The following is an 18,376-nucleotide window of genomic DNA, read 5'->3' as shown; positions in this document are numbered from 1 at the left end:
GGGTTTCTCCGCATGAGCTTCTGGGACTTCACCCGGAGTCCGGCCAGCGCCCGGCTGCTGGTCGATTTCGGCGACGAACGCGGCGTGTCGCACACGGCGCTGCTGGCCGGCACGGGGCTCGCGGACGCGCAACTCGACGATCCGAAAGTCGAGGTGACGGCCGCGCAGGAGCTGCGGCTGACCGGCAACCTGTTGCGTGCGCTCGGCCGTGCGCAGGGCCTCGGGTTCGAGGTCGGCCTGCGCTATCACTTCTCCGCGTACGGCGTGTGGGGCTACGGGCTGATCGCCAGCGCGACCGGGCGCGACGCGCTCGCGCTGGCGATGCGCTTCCTGCCGCTCACGTATGCGTACACCGTCATCACGTACCGCGAGGCGCCCGATACGGGCGTGCTCAACTTCGGCGCGCCGGAACTCGACGGCGACCTGAGCCGGTTCCTCGTCGAGCGCGACATGACGGCCGCGGCCGTGCTGCTGCAGGAAATCGCCAGCGGCGATTTCACGTTGTCGCGCTTCACGCTGCAGGCCGCGCGCTCGCCGTCGCTCGCCGCGCCGCGCATCGCCGGCATCGAGCCGGCGTTCTCGGCGCGCGCGAACAGCCTCGCGTTCGACCGCGCGTTTCTCGACCGGCCGCTGCCGCATGCGAATCCGCTGACGGTGTCGATGTGCGAGCAGATGTGCGGCCAGCTCGTCGAAGCGCGGCGCGCGCGCGTGGGCACGTCGGAGATGGTGCGCCAGTACCTGGGCTCGACGCCCGGCAGCGCGCCGTTCTCGCTCGAGGACATGGCGCGGCTGATGAACACGAGCCCGCGCACGCTCAAGCGGCGGCTGCAGGAGGAGGGCACGACGTTTCGCGCGTTGCTCGCGCAGGCACGCGGCGCGATGGCCGAGACGCTGCTCGGCGATGCGCGGCTGTCGCTCGCGGAAGTGGCCGAGCGGCTCGGCTTCAGCGACCTGTCGAGTTTTTCGCAGGCATTCAAGCGCTGGTACGGCGTGCCGCCGGGCGCGTATCGCAGCGCGGCGCAACGGGAAAGCGACCGTCGATGAATCGCGGTACGATCGATCGCTTGCCTGCCGACATCCCAATCACGAGAGAACCCGCATGATCACGATTCGCCCGATGACCGAGGACGATTTCCCGCGTTTCTGGCCGACCTATCGCGCCATCGTCGCTGCTCAGGAAACCTATGCTTTCGATCCGGAGCCGACACCGGAAGCGGCGCGCGCATTGTGGCTCGCCGCACCCCTTTGCACGTGGATCGCCGAAGAGGACGGCGTGGTGCTCGGCTCGTACTACCTGAAGGCGAACGCGGCGGGGCCCGGCAAGCACGTGAGCAATTGCGGCTACATGGTGAGCGAGGCCGCGCGCGGTCGCGGCGTCGCGCGCCTGATGTGCGAGCACTCGCAGCAGGTCGCGCGCGAGCGCGGTTTCCTCGCGATGCAGTTCAACTCGGTGGTCGCGACGAACGCGGTCGCGGTCGCGCTGTGGCAGAAGCTGGGATTCGAGATCGTCGGCCGGCTGCCGCGCGCATACCGTCACGCGCGGCTCGGCTTCGTCGACTGCCTCGTGATGTTCAAGTGGCTCGGCGACATGCCTGCCGCCGAAGCCTGAGCACGCACCCCCTTCCTCGTCAGACGGCGAACGCGCCGTCGAACACGATCCGCTCGTCGAGCGCGAGCGTGCCGCGCGCGAAGATCAGGTCGAGGTGGTGGCTGCCGTTTGCGCCGCCGCCGAGCCCGAGATGCAGGCCCGGATGGCGCTCCTCGAATCCCGCGTTGCGGCCGTAGAGCCCGCGTATGCCGAGGTTCGTGCCGATGCCGAATTCCTCGATGCGCCGATGATTCGCGTGCCGGTCGAGATAGGTCGAGAAATCGCGCCGGAAGCCCGCATCGTCGGTGTCGAAATCGACGATCGTGCTGTTCTCGACCCGCAGCGTCGCGAGTTGCTCGGCCACCTTGTACTTGATCGCGAACGGCACCGTGCCGAGAAACGTGCCGCTGAACACGACCGAGCCGTTCAGGTCGGTGACGTGCGTCGCGATCTCGCCGGGCACGACGTCGAGATTGCCCATGCCGTCCACGCTCGTCCATTTCTGGTCCGGCGCGAGCGAGCCCGTCAGCGTGTTGCCGGCTTCGTCGATGAAGCGGATCTGCGATGCGTGTGCGGCCGCGTCGATCAGCCGGCCGTTGCGTGCGGCGATGTCGTCGAGCGATTCGGCGAACGCCTCGTCGAGGTGCGGGCCGTAGTCCTTGAACAAAACCGACTTGCTCCAGTGCTCGACGATCGCCGGGCGGATCGCGGCGAGGAACGGCGGACCGCTCGGCGACGGCGTCGGCAGGCACGACGAGTCGTACAGCAGCACGAACAGGTCGGCGTCGTTGAGCGCGGCGGCGATGTCGGCGGGTGCGGTGCTTTCGAGGCAGAGGGTCGTGGCGTCGAGCGATGCGGGCAGGGCGGAAAACGCGCGCAACGCGATGTCGCGGTTGCGGGTGTCATAGCCGACCAGCAGTTTTCCCGACTCGCCGCGCGCCAGCTTGTCGCGTAGCGCGGGGTGAAACCCGAGCGCGCGGTGCAGGTTCAGCATGCGTATCTCCGGAAGCGGCGGAAGGGCCGCGGCCCTTCCGCGAGAACGGGTGGCCCGCTCAGACCGGCCAGAGCGCGGTGCCGAACGGCACCACGGCGTCCTCGACCATCATGTCGACGGCCTCGGGGTGCGTGTCTTCCTGCATCCAGTCAAGCAATTCGATCTGCTGGGTGTCCTGCATGTCAATTCTCCTGTGGTGAACATGAGTGATTCAACATGAAAGCGCGGTAAAAAATATTTCCGCTCCTCGTTCAGCATTTTGTGAATGCCGGACAAGTGGCGTCGATATTAGTCTGACGATTTTGCGAATGCAATGCGTTGCAAGGATTTTAGCCAACGCGTGCTAAACACCGGATGTTTGTGATTCATGCGTGAAAAAAGCCGGATAAAGCACATAACGGAATCGACGCCAATTTCCGGTGGATTGAATCTCGATCGATGCAATTGATTCAATGATTTTTAATCGATAAATCAATTGCCCGGATTATTGTGATCGATGTAATGACCGGATCGGCGCCACGCGGCCGGTCCGCATGCGTGCGTCATCCGAGCAGCGCCTTTCCGATCGTCTTGACCGGTTCGGATCGCAACACCAGCGAAGTCGTGACCGAGCCGAAACGGGCAATCGCGTCGATGAGGGTCTCCAGCTGGCCCGGTGTCGGCACCAGCACCTTCAGCAGAAAACAATCGTCTCCGGTCATGCGGTGGACTTCGATGACATGCGGCATCTCGGCAAACGCGCGCAGTGCGGGTTTGATGTGTTCGTGTGTCGTCTTCAGCCGGATGATGGCCGTCATTCCCAGGCCCAACGCAGCCGGATCGATCCGTGCGCCGTAGCCGGCGATGATGCCGCGCTCTTCCAGCCGCTTGACGCGTTCCGAGGTTGCGGGCTGCGACAGCCCGATACGCCGGCCCACCTCCGACAGCGGCGTCCGCGCGTTTTCCTGCAGGGCTTCCAGGATCGCAAGATCCAGGCGATCCAGTGCTTCGTCCGGCATGGCCGTCCTCCAGTACCGTTGATTCATCGGCATTTTGTCTCAATAACCGATGACTTGCCATTCCGGGCGGACGAGCGCGGGGTCACACTGCGGGCTTCCCTTTCACGGAGGTGATGATGGATCGAGCAAGCGTGATCGTGCCGGGTATCGGCAACTCGGGACCGGAGCATTGGCAGAGTCACTGGGAAACGGCGCTGCCCGACGCCGTGCGCATCGCGCCGGCTTCATGGGATGCGCCCGACCTGACCGACTGGATCGCGGCGCTGGATGCGGCCGTCGCAAACGCGCGGACTCCGCCGCTGGTCATTTGTCATTCGCTGGGTTGTCTGTTGTTCGCGCATTGGCATGCCGTGGCGGCGCGTGCGGTGCGCGGCGCGTTTCTCGTGGCCGTGCCCGATCCGGAGGGGCCGCGTTTCCCGGTTGCCGCCCGCGCGTTCGCGCGCCTGCCGAACGGTCGCTTCGACGGCTTGCCGGTGCTTGCGGTCGCGAGCTCGGACGACCCGTACGATCCGTCGGGGCGCGCGCTCGAGTGGGTAACGGAACGCGGCGCGACGCCGCTTCCGATCGGCGCGCGCGGCCACCTGAACGTGGCGTCCGGGCTGGCGGAATGGCGCGAGGGGCGGGCGCTGCTCGACGCATTTGCCGCGGGACTGGGACGGTAGCGCTGCGAGCGCTTGTCGTTTTCCCGAGTCCTCAGGTCGTTGCATGGAGGAATTGGATCCGGGCGCGGCTGCCGTCGGGATTCTGCCGCCGAGGCACGCCGGTGATGCGGCAGCTCAAGTATGATCGACCGACGATGGCGGAAGCCTCGAATCCGAACAACGATGGAGACGACCCGATGCGCGCAGCGCCGCAACCGGAGCATGCCGGCCCCTCGCGGCCGGACGCCGGCGCAACCGATCCCGATCGCATGGCCGCGTGGCGGCTCGCGATCTGCCTGTCGCTCGGCAGCGCGATCGCGCTCGGCCTCGCGCGCTTTTCGTATGCGCTGCTGCTGCCGCCGATGAAGGCCGATCTCGGCTGGACGTTCGCGCAGGCCGGCGCGCTGAACACCGCGAACGCGGCCGGCTACCTGATCGGCGCGCTCGCGTTTCCGTTGTTGTCGCGGCGCTGGCGCGCGGGCACGCTGCTGGCGGCCGGCTGTGTGCTGACCGCGGTGCTCATGGCGACATGCGGGCTCACGGCCGGCATGCACGCGCTGCTCGTGCAGCGGCTGGCAACGGGCGTCGGCAGCGCGCTGATCTTCATCAGCGGCGGTGTGCTGGCCGCGCGGCTCGCGTCGGCGTCGCCGCGCGATGCGGGGCTGTTGCTGGGTCTCTACTACGGCGGCACGGGGTGGGGCATCGTCGCGTCGTCGCTGCTCGTGCCGGCCACGCTCACGCATGGCGTGCACGGCTGGCAGCCGGCATGGTTCGCGCTCGCGGTCGCATGCGTGCTGTTCTCGGCGGTGGCCGTGTCGGGCGCGCGCCGCATCGAGCATGTGCATGCGGCGCCGCCCAGGCCGCGCGACGGCACGCCGCCGGCCGCGACCGCGAGCCCGGCCCGCTTCTCGCTCGCGCTGGCCGGCTACGGCCTGTTCGGTGTCGGCTATATCGGCTACATGACGTTCATCGTCGCGCTGCTGCGCGGCGCGGGCGTGAGCGGCACGGTGGTCTCCGCGTTCTACGTGATGCTCGGCGTCGCGACCGTCGTGTCGGCGCGGTTGTGGTCGGGGTTGCTCGACCGGATGCGCGGCGGCCAGGCGCTCGCGGTGCTCAACGCACTGCTCGGCATCGCGACGCTGATGCCGGCGATGTTCGTGCATCCGGCCGCCGCGTTCGCGTCGGGCGTGCTGTTCGGCGCGACGTTCCTGTCGGCCGTCGCGTCGACGACGGCCTTCGTGCGGCACAACCTGCCGCCCGACGGCTGGGCGAAGGGGATCAGCGCGTTCACGACGGTCTTTGCGTTCGGCCAGATCGCGGGGCCGGTCGCGATCGGCTGGGTATCGGACAGCGCGGGGCTCGCGCGCGGGCTCGTGTATTCGGCGCTGACGCTGTTTGCCGGCGCGGCGCTTGCGGCCGGGCAGCGCGCCTTGCGAACGCCCGCGTAGTCACGCGTACGTCACCGCACGCACGCGGTGCGCGACACGCGATGAAACGCGCGGCTGAAGTAGATGAGGCTGTCGCCGTCGTCGCGCACGCGAATCGACGTCGCCTCGATGAACATCACCGAATGCGAGCCGACTTCCTTCATCTCGGCGATCGTGCCCTGCAGGCTCGCGAGCGCGTCGCGCAGCACGGGCACGTCCTGCTCGCCCCGATCCCACACGGGCAGGTCGAAACGCCGCTCCATCGGCACATCGGTGAGCCCGGCGAAGTGCCGTGCGAGCAGCTCGTGCTCGGCCGGCAGCACGTTGATGCAGACATGGCGGTTGCGCTCGAAGGCCGCATGCATCGCGCTCGACCGGTTCATGCACACGAGCAGCGTCGGCGGCGTATCGGTGACGGAGCACACGGCGCTCGCGGTGATCCCGCAGCGGCCGTGCGGCCCGGCCGTGGTGATGACGTTGACGGCCGCGCCGAGGTGGGCCATCGCCTGGCGGAAGGCCTTTTGCGCGTCGGTCGGTTCGACGCGCGCCGGTCGCTGGTTATCGGTCGTGGAAGACATGGGCGCTCCTGGTTGGACGAAAGCGGCGGTTGCGCAGCGCTGCCGCTGCAGCGCCGGATCGCCGACGATGACCCGAGCGTACGTCGCGAAAATGCGGCCGACCATTCGCACGATTGACGATGAAGATGGCGTTCTCGCCAACGTGTCTAAAGGTTCTACCTAGATGCGCGACGCATCGCCCGAAAAAAACCGCGATTACGCGTTCGTGCGGCACGTGAAGGGGTTTCCAGCGGGTTTTCGGCTCGTTATGATGTGCCGCACACCCCCAGCGAACGACGCGCGCGGCACGCCGGCCACCGGCCTCTCGCGCAGCGCGTGCGATACCCATACCGATATTCAGCGAGACACCCGTGATGACGACGTCACCCGCACCGATCGTATACATCGTCGACGACGACAGCGGCATGCGGACGTCGCTCGCGTGGTTGCTCGAATCGGTCGGCATCGCGTCCGAAGGGTTCGCGAACGCCGCCGACTTTCTCGCGCGCTTCGACGTGAACCTGCCCGCGTGCCTGGTGCTCGACGTGCGGATGCCGGAGAAAAGCGGTTTCGACGTGCAGGCCGAACTGAATGCGCGTGGCGCGACGCTGCCGGTGATCTTCGTCAGCGGGCACGGCGACATTCCGATGTCGGTGCGCGCGCTGCAGAACGGCGCGATCGATTTCGTCGAGAAACCGTACAACTCGCAGCAGATGCTCGAACGCGTGCAGCGCGCGCTGCGGCTCGCGCAGCAGCGGCATGCGGTGAGCCAGCGCCACCGCGAGTTGCGCCAGCGGCTCGATGCGCTGACCGCGCGCGAGAAGGAAGTGTTGCGCGGCGTCGTGGACGGCAAGGGCAGCAAGCAGATCGCGTCGGACCTGTCGATCAGCGTGAAGACCGTCGACGTGCATCGCGCGAGCATCAAGGAGAAGCTCGGCGCGACGTCGATCGCCGCGCTCGTGCGCGACGTGATGGTCGTGTGGGGCGACGACGGAGAGCCGCCGCGATAGCAGTGCCGCAGGCACGCGGGCGTACGCGTACCCGCACGTGTCCCGTGCGGCACCGGTCGGCACAGCGCAATCGGTGCGCGCCGCCGCTCAGCGCATGTACAACCCGCCGTTGATGTCCCAGCACGCGCCGTTCGCGAAATGCGCGTCGCCCGACGCGAGCAAGATGGCTGCATCCGCAACGAATGCGGCCGATCCGAGCTTGCCGCCCGGCAGGCTCGCCAGCACCTGACGCAGTTTTTCCGGCGCGACGCTTTCATACACGATCGGCAGGTCGAGCGGGCCCGGCGAGATCGCGTTGACGGTCACGCCCTGCGCCGCGAGATCGCGTGCGAATACCTTGGTCAGCGTCAGCGTGCCGCCTTTCGCGGCCGCGTAGTGCGCGCCGGTCGCCGAGCCGCCGTTCTGCCCGGCGAGCGAGGCGATGTTGACGATGCGGCCCGCGCCACGCTCCGCGAAATACCGGCCGAACACCTGGCAGCCGAACAGCACGCTGCGCAGGTTCACGTCGATCACCTGGTCGAACTGCTCGGCCGTGATCTCCATCGCCGGCACGACCTTCGAGGCGCCCGCGTTGTTGACGAGCACGTCGATCGCGCCCCAGCGCGCGACGAGCGCATCGCGCGCGGCTTCGAAATCGCGTTTCGACGTGACGTCGAGCGGCAGCGCGATCACGCGTTCGCCGCTCGGGTCGAGGTCGCGCGCATGCGCGTGAATGGCGTCGGCGGCGATATCGGCGAGCGCGACGCGGTAGCCGGCTCCATGAAAGCGCTCGGCGATGACGGCACCGAGCCCGCGCGCGGCGCCGGTGACGAGGACGACTCGATCTGACATGGTGCGTAGTTCCCTGGTTCGCGGGTGCGCGCCGGAGCAAGCGCCGCCCGCATCGTGATTCACGCGGCGAGTGCCGCTTCGAAGTGTGCCGCGATCGCGCAGACCCGTTCGTCCGCGCCCTTGCGCCCGACGATCTGCAGGCCGGCCTTCAGCGGCGAGCCGGCCAGCGGCAGCGGCAGGCTGAGCGCCGGATGGCCGCTCAGGTTGAACGGCCGGATCAGCGACGACATCGCGATGACCGACACGCCGTCGCGCGCCTGCTGCAGCGTGATCGGCAGCGCGGGCAGCGTCGGCAGCACCAGCACGTCCGCATGGTCGAGCGCCGCATCGACCTGCGCGGTGAAGCGTGCGCGGACGGCTTCGGCTTCCGCGAGTGCCGCGGGTGTCGTCGCCGCGGCCGTGCGCAGGCGCGCATCGAGATCGGCGCCGAGCAGGCCGGTTTCGACCAGATGACCGAACGCGCGCGACGTTTCCGCGTTGATCACGGTGAGCCCGGCCGCGAACGAGGCCGGCATGTCGTCGAGTACGACTGCGTGCGAACGCAGGCCCGATGCGCGGACGGCCGCATCGAGCGCGGCGGCGATCGCCGGATCGGCTTCGACGATGACGTGCGCGACGGTACAGCCTGCCGCAGACGCCGCCGCTTGCACACGATCGAAACCCGGCGCGATCGCGGCCATCACCGCGACGAGCGTGCGGATATCGCGCGCGAACGGCCCGACGCAATCAAGCGTCGTGTCGGTGGGCGCGACGCCGCGCCGCGATACGCGGCCGAACGTCGGCTTCAGTCCGGCCACGCCGCAGCACGCGGCCGGCCCGCGAATCGAGCCGCCGGTATCGGTGCCGAGCGCCGCGTCGACCGCGCCGAGCCCGACGAGCGACGCGGACCCGCTCGACGAGCCGCCGGGGATGCGCGTCGCGTCTTGCGGATTGACGGGCGTGCCCGTGTAGTCGTTGATGCCCGTCATGCCGAACGCGAGTTCATGCATGTTCGCCTTGCCGGCGATCTGCCAGCCGGCGTCGAGCAACAGGCGGACCACGTCCGCGTGTCGGGCGGCCGGCGGCGCGTCGGCGAGCGCGCGGCTCGCCGCGCGGGTCGGATGGCCCGCGATGTCGATCGTGTCCTTGATCGCGATCGTGGGGCCGGGGCCGCCGAGCGTGAAGGTGTCGATGAAGCCTGTCATGGTCGGTATCGTGCGAAAGCGGTGGAATGCATCAGGACCGTGGCGCGGCGGCGAGCGGCCACGGGCCGTCGAGCACGCGTTCGGTGCGGAAATGACGGATCAGCCATGCGGCGCCGCTGGCCGCCGGCGCGAAATCGATGGTCAGCCGCGCGGCGATCAGTTCGGCCGTGCCGTCCGCGTAGCGCGACGCCTGCAGCATGATCCAGCGGCCGCGCGCGCTGGCGTTGCCGGTGCCGATCTCGATCGACTCCGACGTCAGGAAGTGCAGGTTCGCCGAGAAGTGCGGGTCGGGCGGCAGGTAGCGGCCCAGCATCGCGACGATCGCGGCCGTGCCTTCGAGGCGGCCGAACTTCCGCGCGTATTGCGGGCCGATGCCTTCCCACACGGCGTCGGCGGTGAACAGCCCGGCGAGCGACGGGCCGTCGCCGGCATCCTCGGGCACGTCGCACAGCGCCATGTAGCGCGTGATCGTCGCGCGCACCGCACGCTCGGCGTCGAGCGCCGCCATGCGCTGCACGAGCGCGTCGATCGGATCCGGTGACAGGTCGGCCATCGCGTGCCTCACGCTGCGGGCTTCGCGGCCGGCGGCACGGTCAGCGCGCGGCCGACGCGTGCTTCGATCTTGCCGTAGCGCCACAGGTTGTATTCGCCGACCGGCGTCGTGCGGTACAGGTTGCACACGGCGACCGTCGTGTCGAAATCGGCGACGTCGGCCATGATGTAGAACGTCCACGGCGCGCCGTCGGCCTGGCCGACCACGAGGCGGTCGTCGTCCATCACGCCGAGCACGCGCACGCCGGGCATCGCCTCGACGGCCGCGAGCATCGCGCCGTACGCCTGCCACACTTCGCTGATCTTCTCGCGCGGCAGGTCGAAGAAGTTCTGCGACACGCCGCAGCAGAACAGGACGCGCAGCGGCAGCGGATTCGAGTCGGACATATCAGGTTCTCCAGGGGAAAGGGTCAGGCGCATGAACCGGCCGGCGACGGTGGTTCGGCATCGGCATCGGCATCGGCGTCATGCGCGTTGAAAAACAATTCGGTCGACGCGGGTTACAGATAGCCGGGAAACGGCGTCACGCCGGTGAACACCGCGCCGGCGCCGTCGAAGTTGCCCTCGCCGAGAAACGCGTGCTGCGTGACGACCATCGCGTCGCGCAGCAGCCGCTGCAGCGGATGCGTGCGATAGATCGCCGCCGTGCCGCCGAGGCGGTACGCGCGTTCGACGACGCTCGCGCCTTCGCGCGCGATCTGCGTCGCCGCGAGCCGCAGCAGGCTGACCTGGTCGGGCGTCACCGGGTTGCCGGCGAGGATCGATTGCCATACGGCGTCGGTCGCATCGTAGAAGAACGCGCGCGCCGAGCGCAGTTGCGCCTCGGCCTTCGCGAGCTCGATGCGGTAGTACGCGCGATCGGCGAGACGCGGCGCGCCGGTCGTCGTCTGCCGGCCACCGGACATCCGGTTCACGACGTCGAGCGCGGCGCGCGCGAGGCCGAGATTCACGACGGCCAGCACCTGCGCTGCATACGCGACGGTCGGGTAGCGGTACAGCGGTTCGTCGACGGTCGGTTCGCCGCCGCGCACGAAGGTCCACGCTTCGGGCACGAAGCGGTCGTTCACGCGCAGGTCATGGCTGCCGGTGCCCTGCATGCCGACCACGCTCCAGTTCTCGACGATCTCGACGTCGGCCGCGCGGAACACGGCCGTGCGCGGCTTGTTCGGTGCAGCGTCCTGCGCGCCCGGCACGGCGATGCCGACGCCGAGCCAGTCGGCGCCCTTGCAGCCGCTCGCGAATTTCCACGTGCCGTTCACGCGCCAGCCACCCGGCGCGGCCTGCGCCGGCTGCACCGGAAACAGGCCGCCCGCGAACACCTGGTCGGGGCCGCTCGCGTACAGCTCGGCCTGGGTCTCGAGCGGCAGCGCGGCGAGATAGACGTTCGCGGAGCCGAAGCTCGCGACCCACGCAGCCGAGCCGTCGGCGGTCGCGATCCGTTCGATCATGTCGAGGAACGCGGTCGGCGCGAGCGCATCGCCGCCGAAGCGGCGCGGCGTGCCCGCGCGATAGATGCCGGCCTGCTTGAACAGCGCGATCACGTCGCGCGGCACATGCGACAGGCGGTCGAATTCCTCGCGGCGCGCGGCGACGGTTTCGATCACCGCGTCGAGCGGCGACAACTGCGCGGCAGCGGCGCCTGCCACGGGCTGGGAGGACGGCGCGGGTTCGATCGCGAGGGCGGCTTGCGGCATGGTTGTCTCCTGGGCGGATAAGGGTTCGGATGCGGGGCGGCATGCGTGCTGTTCTGGGTGGCAACACGACGATGCAACCAGTCTAGAAACGCCGAAAACACGCAGCAATTGGTGCGTTGGGCCGCGCGACTGGTGAGGTTCCGTGCCGGCCTAAAGAAATCTTCAGATGCGACCGGCGCGCGCCGGTGCTATGTTGGGTTTCCGGCCGCGCGACGCCGCGCGCCTTCATCCCGATCCGATCATGAGTTTCCCCGACGAAGACGATTTCCACCGGCTGCTCGACGCGCTGACGACCTGCGTGCTGCTGCACGACGCGCAGACGAAGGCGATCGTGTGGGCGAATCGCGCCGCGTGCATCGCGCTCGGCTTTTCCGTCGAGGAACTGCTGCCGCTGAAGGCGCCGGACATGACGCGTCCCGAGCCGAAATACCAGCGCGAGATCGCGGTGAGCGCATGGGATCGCGCGCTCGTCGACGGGCCGCAGGTGTACGAATGGTGCTATCGATCGCGGACGGGCGTCGACATGCTGTCCGAGGCTACCGCGACCTACGTGCCGCTGCGCGGGCGCGACGTCGTGATGGTGCAGTTCCGCGACATCAGCGCGGAAGAGGCGGTCCGCCAGCAGCTGCGCCGCTACGAGGCGCGGCTGCGCGAATTCATGCAGGATCTCGACGAAGGCATCGCGGTCGTGACGCCGCACGGCGGCGTGCAGTTCATCAGCGAGTCGGGGCGCCGCGTGCTCGGGCTCGCAGCCGACGAACCGCTCGGCGAGGTGCTCGACTACTGCTCCGAGAGCGATCGCGACCGCCTTGTCGCACAACTGCGCGATGCGCCGTCGGCGTACCCGTCCGCGCCGCAGCGCTACCGGATCGTGCGGCGCGACGGCTCGTCGTGCTGGCTGCGCATCCTGTGCCGGCAGGTCGAGATCGAAGGCGATCTCGACGGGCTGCTCGTGCAGTTCCGCGACGTGAGCGACGAAGTCGCGATCGAGGACGCACGCCGCGCCGAAGCGCGCCTGCTCGAACACGCGGGCCGCTACAACGCGATGGGCGAGATGGCGAGCGTGATCGCGCACGAGCTGAGCCAGCCGCTCGCGGCCGTGCGCAACTTCATCGAAGGGGCGGTGCAGCGGCTGAACGGGCGCGGCGCCGTCGACGACGCGATCTGGGGGCTGCGCAGCGCCGACCGGCAGGCCGAGCATGCGGCGCTGATCATCAAGAGCGTGCGCGAATTCATCGTGAAGCGCGAACCGGTCGTCGCGGTTGCCGACCTGCGCGACATCCTTGCCGATGTCGCCTACTTCATCGAGTTGCGCGCGAAGGAGGCCGGCGTGACGGTCGCGATCGTGCAGGCCGGTACACCGCTGCCGATCCGCTGCGAGCGCGTGCTGATCGGGCAGGTGATCCTGAATCTCGCGTTCAATGCGATCGAGGCGTTCGCCAGTTGCGAGCGCACGCCGCGCACGCTGACGCTCGGTACGGCAGAGCTCGCCGGGCTGGCGGAGCTGCGTGCGATCGACAACGGTCCGGGCATTGCCGACGGTGCGCACGACCGGCTGTTCGACGGATTCTCGTCGTCGAAGGCCGGCGGCAACGGCATCGGGTTGTCGCTGTGCAAGAGCATCGTCACGCGTCACGGCGGGCGGATCGCGGCGAGCCCGGCCGACGGCGGCGGGCTCGACTGCCGCGTGACGTTGCCGCTCGCCGGCACGCACGCGTAGCCGCTGCGTCGCGTCACGGCCGGGCAGCGGCACGCGGCGCACGATCAGCGCCCCAGCGCCCGCGCGGTCCGGCCGCCGATGCCGAAGTCGGTATTCGGAATGTCCTTGATGATCACGCGCGTGGCCTGCAGCGGTGCATCGAGCACGTTCGCGCCCGCATCGGACAACGCGGCGATCAGCGCGCGCTTCTGTTCGTCGGTGCGGCCGGCGATCAGGATCGCGACGATCACCGGCAGCGACGGCGGCGCGCCGTCGGCGGCGCTGCGGCCGCCGAGGCCGATATGCGTCGCGGGCAGTTCGGTGAGCAGCACGCGTACGGATTCGACCGGTGCGCCGATCGCGTCGACGGTTGCACCGGTCAGCCGTGCGATCAGCTCGGCCTTGCGCGCGTCGTCATGGCCGGCCGGCAGGAAAACCTCGAGTGTGGGCATGGTGGTCCGCAAAGGTGAAGGTTGCCGGTTCACCTTTGCGCGTGCAGAGGCGAACCGGCCACGGCTTACAGCAGGAAGCCGATCGCGCTGAGTGCTTCGGTCGAGTCGATCAGGCGCACGACCTTCCCGGCGATCCGCATCTCGCCTTCGGCATCGACGTGCAGCTTGTGCGTGACGTCGGCCGCGAACAGCGTCGCGACGCCGCGCTTGTACGCGACGACGACCTGCGCCGATTTCAGCTCGACGGTGTCGGCGCTGCCGCTTTCCAGCGTGAAGCGCGACACGGTGCGCACGGTGCGCGCCGCGTCGGCCGCCGATGCCGAGTAGCCGGACACCATCCGCTGCACGCGCTTCTCGCGCATGTCCTGGTCGTCGAACACGTAGTTCAGCGTCGCCGCGAAATCGGTCGTGTCGGGATCGATCGGCACCACGTAATGGCCGGCCGGATCCCACAGGTCGAGCCAGGCGCGATAGTCGCGGCGGTCGAGCATCTCGGCCTCGCGCCACACGAATTCGACCGCGCGGGCGAAGGTCTGCTCGGAAAAGAGGGCGTTGCGGTCGTCCATTATTGTTGCTCCATCATCTTGCGCCATTGCTGGTAGGCCTCGCGCATGCCGGTCTCGTCGGTCGCATGGGCGGTCTTTTCGCCGTTCGCGGCGGTCGTCTCGCGGTTCAGCCCGCGGTTCACGAGGATCGGCACGTCGGGGCCCGCATGCGCGCCGCGTTGCACGCGTTCCCACGCTTCCGCGTCGTCGGGGCTGCCGAAGCCGAACGGGCCCTGGAAATGCTCGTGGATGCGCAGCCGCTCGCGGTTCGCTTCGTCGGGGCCGCCGTCCATCGCGAGCGCGACGTGGCGGATCTCGGTTTCGTTCGCCGAGATCGGCCGCAACACGCGGAAGAACGCCATCGACAGCGCGAGGTTCGGGAACAGGTTCAGGTTGAAGCCGACGCCCATCAGCGAGCGCACGATGCGGCGCACTTCTTCCGGCGAATGGCGCTCGGCGAGCTTTGCCGCGAGCGGCGCGAAGCGCTCGGGCAGCGGCGCGCCGTCGTCTTCGTCGAGGTCGATCAGCTCGGGCATCAGCACCGCGAGGCTGTGGCCGTTGCCGAGCCCGCGGCAGAACGCGTCCTCGCTCGTCATGAAGCTCGTGATCGCGGCAGCCGTCTCGTCGTCGATCGACTTCATCCACGACTTGTGCACGACCGGGAAGTGGTAGAGGTCGGTCGTGTTCTCGAGCTGGATCTTCCAGTTGCCCTTGAACTTGAACTTGTGCTCGCCGTTCGCCTTGATCGGGTAACCGGCGCCCTGCTTCATGAACAGGTCGATCCACGGCTTTGCGCCGCCGAGGAAATCCTCGAGCGATTCGATCGCGTCGTTGAAGCTCGCGAAGATCAGGCCCTGGTACACGCCGACGCGCAGCTTCACGAGCGGCAGGTCGCCTTTCTCGCACACGCCTTCGTAGCCGTCGCCGTACGGCAGCGCGCGCAGCGTGCCGTCGAGCGCGTACGACCAGCTGTGATACGGGCACGTGAAACCCTTCGCGTTGCCCTTGTGCGATTCGCACACGGTCGCGCCGCGATGGCGGCAGCGGTTCTGCAGCACGTTGATCTCGCCGGTCTTGTCGCGCACGACGATCACCGGCTGGCGGCCGATCGTCGTCGTGATGAAGTCGCCCGGGTTCGGCAGCTCGCTTTCGTGCGCGACCCAGATCCAGGTGCGGTAGAAGATGCGGTCGAGCTCGGCTTCGAACAGCGCGGGATCGTGATACATCGCCGGTGCGATGCGGTCGGGTTGCGCGAGACCGTGCAACGCGCTGGTGTCGATCGTCTGGTAGGAAATGTCGCTCATCGTCGTCGTGGGGAAAGAGTCGCGAGGAAGCGCAAGGCCCGGTCGGGCGGACCTCGTGCGGATAGCGGGACCAGTTTCGTCGTCGTGATTCCATCCGTCAAATTGATCTAAAAAATGCAGTCAAATAAGCCGGATGAATAATTAGGCGGGCGACTCGCGATGCGTCGCGACCATGCATGCGATTCATGGGCGGCATTTTTGGCGGGAATTTGACCGGGTCCGGCTGCGCTCTTATCGTGGTCGGACGCAGTGAACAGATTCGATCGCGGACCTGCCGCCGGATGACGGACCGGCAGGACAACTGACTCTATTCGGACTCCACATGAACTCACCGGCGCCCCTGTCTGCGGTTGCGTTGCCCGCTTCCCGCGGCACGAATTCGGTTCGACGCGCGGTCACCACGGCCGTGCTCGGGCAGGCACTCGAATGGTACGACTTCTTCCTGTACGGGACGGCCGCCGCGCTGCTGTTCGGCAAGCTGTTCTTTCCGGTCGGCAGCGATCCGCTGACCGGCACGATCGCGGCGTTCGGCGGCTTCACGGTCGGCTTCGTCGCGCGCCCGATCGGCGGCCTGCTGTGCGGGCACATCGGCGATCGTTACGGCCGCAAGACCGTGATGATGCTGACGATGTTGACGATGGGCGCGGCGACGGTCGGGATGGGGCTGTTGCCGACCTATCGAGAGATCGGCATCGCTGCACCGGTCGCGCTCGTCTTGCTGCGCGTGCTGCAGGGGCTCGCCGCCGGCGGAGAATGGAGCGGCAGCATCCTGCTGATTCACGAGAACGCGCCGGCCGGGCGGCGCGGCGCGCTGGCCGCGTGGAGTCCGTGCGGCGCGGCGTTCGGCTTCGTGTTGTCGACCGCCGCGTTCCTGCTCGTGCAGCAGTTGCCGGCCGCCGACATCGAGCGCTGGGGTTGGCGCATCCCGTTCCTCGCGAGCATCGTGCTGGTCGGGTTCGGCCTGTGGATGCGCCGCTCGGTCGGCGAAAGCGCGGAATTCGCCGAAGCGCGTTCGACGCGGAAGTCCAGCGCGACGCCGCTCGTCGACGTATTGCGCGAATGCCCGCGCGAGGTGCTGACGGTGTTCGGGCTGCGGTTCGGCGAAGGCGCGGTGTCGTATCTGTTCTTCGCATTCTCGCTCGCATACGGGAAGTTCATCGGCCTCGATGCTTCGTGGCTGCTGAGCGGGCTCGTGATCTCGATGCTGCTGATGATTCCGGTGACGCTGTTCGCGGGCCGCCTGACCGATCGGGTCGGCCGCAAGCCGGTCTACCTGCTCGGCGCCGTCGCCGTCGTGCTGATCGCGTATCCGTATTTCACGCTGCTGCAGTCCGGCCGCTTCTCGCACGTGATCGTCGCGCTGATCCTGGCGAACAGCGTCGCGATCGGCATCCTCGAAGGTGCGCAGCCGGCGTTCATCAGCGAACTGCTGCCCGTGCACCTGCGCTTCTCGGGGCTCGGCATCGGCCGCGAAATGGCGTCGGTGCTCGGCGGCGGGCTGTCGCCGGTGATCGCGACCGCGCTGCTTGCGCATTACCGCAGCGCGACGCCGATCGTCATCTATCTCGTGATCCTCGGTGCGATCACGGTCGTCGCGACCTGCATCGCGCCGGAAACCCACCCGAAGGCGATGCGCGATGCAGCCCGCTCGCGCTGACCGTCGCCACGCCTTTCGTCCAGACCCTTCGCCCTTTCAGGAAGTCACCATGCAAGCCAATTCCACCATTCGTGCCGTCGTGCCCGACGCGCCCGCGTCACCGCAACCGGCCGACCGCTCGCCGCTGCCTCTCGAGGCGGTGATCGCCGAAGTCGAACGCAGGCGCGACGAGTTCGACCGGCTGTCGCACGTGCCGCGCGACGTGATCGCGATGATGAAGCGCGCGGGCATCTTCCGCGCCGGCACGCCGGGCCGCTTCGGCGGCGACGCGCTGCCGCCGCACGTGTTCCTCGCGATGCTCGAACGGATCGCGGTCGCCGACGGGTCGGCCGCGTGGGTCGCGGCATTCGGTTCGGCCAATACCTACCTCGCCGCGCTGCCGCTCGACACGCAACGCATGATCTATGCGGACGGTCCCGACCAGGTGTTCGCCGGTGGTCTGTACCCGCTGCAGCCGGCGCAGCGCGCGCCGGGCGGCTACCGCGTGACTGGGCGCTGGCGCTTCGCGAGCGGCTGCAAGGGCGCGGACTGGATCGGCGTCGGCATCGGCGGTGCGCCTGCCGACGGCGGGGCGCCGGGCAAGCCGTTCACGGCCGTGTTTCGCGCCGACGACGTCGAGATCGTCGAGAACTGGCGTGTCGTCGGCATGCAGGGCACCGGCAGTCACGATCTCGCGCTGAACGACCGGTTCGTCGACGAAGCCTGGACCTTCGTGCGCGGCGGCGAGCCGACCGTCGACGAGCCGCTGTACCGCTATCCGGCGGTCGCTTACCAGGCGCAGGTGCATGCGGCGGTCAACGTCGGCATCGCGCGCGCCGCGCTCGACCTGCTCACCGCCATGTCGGGCGCGACGAAGACGACGACCGGTGCGCCGCGTCTCGCCGATCGTCCGTACTACCGCGAGGGCCTCGCGAAGGCCGAGGCCGACTGGCGCAGCGCGCGCGCGTTTTTCTACGAGACGGCGGAAGCCGCGTGGGCGTCGCTGGCCGCCGGCCGTCCGGTGTCGCCGCAACAGGCCAACCTGCTGCGGCTGAGCGCGACGCACGCGGCGCAGGTGTGCGCGAAGGTCGTGATGCAGGCGTACCAGCTCGCGGGCACGGCCGCGATCTATCGCGAGAACCGGCTGCAGCAACTGGTGCGCGATTCGATCGTCGTCACGCAGCACGCGTTTCTCGGCGAGGCGACCTATGACGGCTCCGGCGCCGTGTTCGCCGGCATCGCACCCGTGACGCCGTATCCGTGA

The 18,376-nt window shown here is 68.6% G+C and carries 20 protein-coding genes; 8 read left to right on the top strand and 12 right to left on the bottom strand.

What is annotated here, in order from left to right; translation table 11 throughout:
• Positions 1–12: 12 nt before the first annotated feature.
• Positions 13–1,044, top strand: coding sequence for an AraC family transcriptional regulator (locus HWX87_RS06150; RefSeq protein WP_176046264.1), 1,032 nt, complete (start codon positions 13–15; stop codon positions 1,042–1,044).
• 55 nt (positions 1,045–1,099) lie between these two features.
• Entirely contained in the window at positions 1,100–1,609 is a 510-nt protein-coding gene (locus tag HWX87_RS06145) for a GNAT family N-acetyltransferase (RefSeq protein ID WP_176046263.1), read from the top strand.
• Positions 1,610–1,628: 19 nt separating this feature from the next.
• Here the strand turns inward: HWX87_RS06145 and HWX87_RS06140 are convergent, their stop codons facing one another.
• The 3 genes from HWX87_RS06140 to HWX87_RS06135 all read right to left on the bottom strand — a co-directional run bounded on the left by HWX87_RS06140 (position 1,629) and on the right by HWX87_RS06135 (position 3,580).
• Entirely contained in the window at positions 1,629–2,582 is a 954-nt protein-coding gene (locus tag HWX87_RS06140) for a leucyl aminopeptidase (protein ID WP_176046262.1), read from the bottom strand.
• 58 nt (positions 2,583–2,640) lie between these two features.
• Positions 2,641–2,763: a hypothetical protein gene (locus HWX87_RS38210; RefSeq protein WP_006766865.1), complete on the bottom strand. Its 123-nt coding sequence runs from the start codon at positions 2,761–2,763 to the stop codon at positions 2,641–2,643.
• Between the two features lie 361 nt (positions 2,764–3,124).
• On the bottom strand, positions 3,125–3,580 hold the full coding sequence (locus tag HWX87_RS06135) for an Lrp/AsnC family transcriptional regulator (RefSeq protein WP_176046261.1): 456 nt from the start codon (positions 3,578–3,580) through the stop codon (positions 3,125–3,127).
• 116 nt (positions 3,581–3,696) lie between these two features.
• Here HWX87_RS06135 and HWX87_RS06130 point away from each other — a divergent pair, with 116 nt between their 5' ends.
• Entirely contained in the window at positions 3,697–4,242 is a 546-nt protein-coding gene (locus tag HWX87_RS06130) for an alpha/beta hydrolase (RefSeq protein WP_176046260.1), read from the top strand.
• Between the two features lie 176 nt (positions 4,243–4,418).
• Complete coding sequence (locus tag HWX87_RS06125) at positions 4,419–5,669, top strand: YbfB/YjiJ family MFS transporter (protein ID WP_176046259.1); 1,251 nt, start codon at positions 4,419–4,421, stop codon at positions 5,667–5,669.
• Positions 5,670–5,680: 11 nt separating this feature from the next.
• On the opposite strand, the gene hpaC is transcribed toward HWX87_RS06125, so the two are convergent.
• On the bottom strand, positions 5,681–6,226 hold the full coding sequence (gene hpaC / locus HWX87_RS06120) for a 4-hydroxyphenylacetate 3-monooxygenase, reductase component (RefSeq protein ID WP_176046258.1): 546 nt from the start codon (positions 6,224–6,226) through the stop codon (positions 5,681–5,683).
• A gap of 353 nt (positions 6,227–6,579) precedes the next feature.
• Between hpaC and HWX87_RS06115 the strand changes: the two genes are divergently transcribed.
• Positions 6,580–7,215, top strand: a complete 636-nt coding sequence (locus tag HWX87_RS06115) for a response regulator (protein ID WP_176046257.1) — start codon at positions 6,580–6,582, stop codon at positions 7,213–7,215.
• 87 nt (positions 7,216–7,302) lie between these two features.
• On the opposite strand, the gene HWX87_RS06110 is transcribed toward HWX87_RS06115, so the two are convergent.
• The 5 genes from HWX87_RS06110 to HWX87_RS06090 all read right to left on the bottom strand — a co-directional run bounded on the left by HWX87_RS06110 (position 7,303) and on the right by HWX87_RS06090 (position 11,476).
• A complete protein-coding gene (locus HWX87_RS06110) occupies positions 7,303–8,046 on the bottom strand; it encodes an SDR family NAD(P)-dependent oxidoreductase (RefSeq protein WP_176046256.1) in 744 nt (247 codons plus the stop codon).
• A gap of 59 nt (positions 8,047–8,105) precedes the next feature.
• Complete coding sequence (locus HWX87_RS06105) at positions 8,106–9,230, bottom strand: amidase (protein ID WP_176046255.1); 1,125 nt, start codon at positions 9,228–9,230, stop codon at positions 8,106–8,108.
• 31 nt (positions 9,231–9,261) lie between these two features.
• A complete protein-coding gene (locus HWX87_RS06100; RefSeq protein WP_176046254.1) occupies positions 9,262–9,783 on the bottom strand; it encodes a nuclear transport factor 2 family protein in 522 nt (173 codons plus the stop codon).
• Positions 9,784–9,791: 8 nt separating this feature from the next.
• Entirely contained in the window at positions 9,792–10,169 is a 378-nt protein-coding gene (locus HWX87_RS06095; protein ID WP_176046253.1) for a hypothetical protein, read from the bottom strand.
• A gap of 113 nt (positions 10,170–10,282) precedes the next feature.
• The gene (locus HWX87_RS06090; RefSeq protein ID WP_176046252.1) at positions 10,283–11,476 is read right to left on the bottom strand and encodes an acyl-CoA dehydrogenase family protein; all 1,194 of its coding nucleotides are present in this window, start codon (positions 11,474–11,476) and stop codon (positions 10,283–10,285) included.
• A gap of 166 nt (positions 11,477–11,642) precedes the next feature.
• On the opposite strand from HWX87_RS06090, the gene HWX87_RS06085 reads away from it, so the two are divergent.
• Positions 11,643–13,196, top strand: a complete 1,554-nt coding sequence (locus tag HWX87_RS06085; protein ID WP_176046251.1) for an ATP-binding protein — start codon at positions 11,643–11,645, stop codon at positions 13,194–13,196.
• A 44-nt stretch (positions 13,197–13,240) separates the two neighbouring features.
• Here the strand turns inward: HWX87_RS06085 and HWX87_RS06080 are convergent, their stop codons facing one another.
• The 3 genes from HWX87_RS06080 to HWX87_RS06070 all read right to left on the bottom strand — a co-directional run bounded on the left by HWX87_RS06080 (position 13,241) and on the right by HWX87_RS06070 (position 15,476).
• On the bottom strand, positions 13,241–13,627 hold the full coding sequence (locus HWX87_RS06080; RefSeq protein WP_176046250.1) for a tautomerase family protein: 387 nt from the start codon (positions 13,625–13,627) through the stop codon (positions 13,241–13,243).
• A 65-nt stretch (positions 13,628–13,692) separates the two neighbouring features.
• Entirely contained in the window at positions 13,693–14,196 is a 504-nt protein-coding gene (locus HWX87_RS06075; RefSeq protein WP_176046359.1) for an aromatic-ring-hydroxylating dioxygenase subunit beta, read from the bottom strand.
• Positions 14,193–15,476, bottom strand: a complete 1,284-nt coding sequence (locus HWX87_RS06070) for an aromatic ring-hydroxylating dioxygenase subunit alpha (protein WP_176046249.1) — start codon at positions 15,474–15,476, stop codon at positions 14,193–14,195. Before HWX87_RS06070 ends, HWX87_RS06075 begins: the two co-directional genes overlap by 4 nt.
• A gap of 322 nt (positions 15,477–15,798) precedes the next feature.
• On the opposite strand from HWX87_RS06070, the gene HWX87_RS06065 reads away from it, so the two are divergent.
• On the top strand, positions 15,799–17,133 hold the full coding sequence (locus HWX87_RS06065; RefSeq protein WP_176046248.1) for an MFS transporter: 1,335 nt from the start codon (positions 15,799–15,801) through the stop codon (positions 17,131–17,133).
• A gap of 49 nt (positions 17,134–17,182) precedes the next feature.
• A complete protein-coding gene (locus HWX87_RS06060) occupies positions 17,183–18,376 on the top strand; it encodes an acyl-CoA dehydrogenase family protein (RefSeq protein WP_176046247.1) in 1,194 nt (397 codons plus the stop codon).

The organism is Burkholderia sp. BCC1644, assembly GCF_902833225.1.
Classification (GTDB): domain Bacteria; phylum Pseudomonadota; class Gammaproteobacteria; order Burkholderiales; family Burkholderiaceae; genus Burkholderia.
Note: the sequence above shows the minus strand (reverse complement) of the source record. Positions and strands in the feature narration are given on the sequence as shown.

Coding starts and splice junctions, on each gene's coding strand:
- HWX87_RS06150 (WP_176046264.1), top strand. CDS start 13: ATGAGCTTCTGGGACTTCACCCGGAGTCCGGCCAGCGCCCGGCTGCTG.
- HWX87_RS06145 (WP_176046263.1), top strand. CDS start 1,100: ATGATCACGATTCGCCCGATGACCGAGGACGATTTCCCGCGTTTCTGG.
- HWX87_RS06140 (WP_176046262.1), bottom strand. CDS start 2,582: ATGCTGAACCTGCACCGCGCGCTCGGGTTTCACCCCGCGCTACGCGAC.
- HWX87_RS38210 (WP_006766865.1), bottom strand. CDS start 2,763: ATGCAGGACACCCAGCAGATCGAATTGCTTGACTGGATGCAGGAAGAC.
- HWX87_RS06135 (WP_176046261.1), bottom strand. CDS start 3,580: ATGCCGGACGAAGCACTGGATCGCCTGGATCTTGCGATCCTGGAAGCC.
- HWX87_RS06130 (WP_176046260.1), top strand. CDS start 3,697: ATGGATCGAGCAAGCGTGATCGTGCCGGGTATCGGCAACTCGGGACCG.
- HWX87_RS06125 (WP_176046259.1), top strand. CDS start 4,419: ATGCGCGCAGCGCCGCAACCGGAGCATGCCGGCCCCTCGCGGCCGGAC.
- hpaC (WP_176046258.1), bottom strand. CDS start 6,226: ATGTCTTCCACGACCGATAACCAGCGACCGGCGCGCGTCGAACCGACC.
- HWX87_RS06115 (WP_176046257.1), top strand. CDS start 6,580: ATGACGACGTCACCCGCACCGATCGTATACATCGTCGACGACGACAGC.
- HWX87_RS06110 (WP_176046256.1), bottom strand. CDS start 8,046: ATGTCAGATCGAGTCGTCCTCGTCACCGGCGCCGCGCGCGGGCTCGGT.
- HWX87_RS06105 (WP_176046255.1), bottom strand. CDS start 9,230: ATGACAGGCTTCATCGACACCTTCACGCTCGGCGGCCCCGGCCCCACG.
- HWX87_RS06100 (WP_176046254.1), bottom strand. CDS start 9,783: ATGGCCGACCTGTCACCGGATCCGATCGACGCGCTCGTGCAGCGCATG.
- HWX87_RS06095 (WP_176046253.1), bottom strand. CDS start 10,169: ATGTCCGACTCGAATCCGCTGCCGCTGCGCGTCCTGTTCTGCTGCGGC.
- HWX87_RS06090 (WP_176046252.1), bottom strand. CDS start 11,476: ATGCCGCAAGCCGCCCTCGCGATCGAACCCGCGCCGTCCTCCCAGCCC.
- HWX87_RS06085 (WP_176046251.1), top strand. CDS start 11,643: ATGCGACCGGCGCGCGCCGGTGCTATGTTGGGTTTCCGGCCGCGCGAC.
- HWX87_RS06080 (WP_176046250.1), bottom strand. CDS start 13,627: ATGCCCACACTCGAGGTTTTCCTGCCGGCCGGCCATGACGACGCGCGC.
- HWX87_RS06070 (WP_176046249.1), bottom strand. CDS start 15,476: ATGAGCGACATTTCCTACCAGACGATCGACACCAGCGCGTTGCACGGT.
- HWX87_RS06065 (WP_176046248.1), top strand. CDS start 15,799: ATGAACTCACCGGCGCCCCTGTCTGCGGTTGCGTTGCCCGCTTCCCGC.
- HWX87_RS06060 (WP_176046247.1), top strand. CDS start 17,183: ATGCAAGCCAATTCCACCATTCGTGCCGTCGTGCCCGACGCGCCCGCG.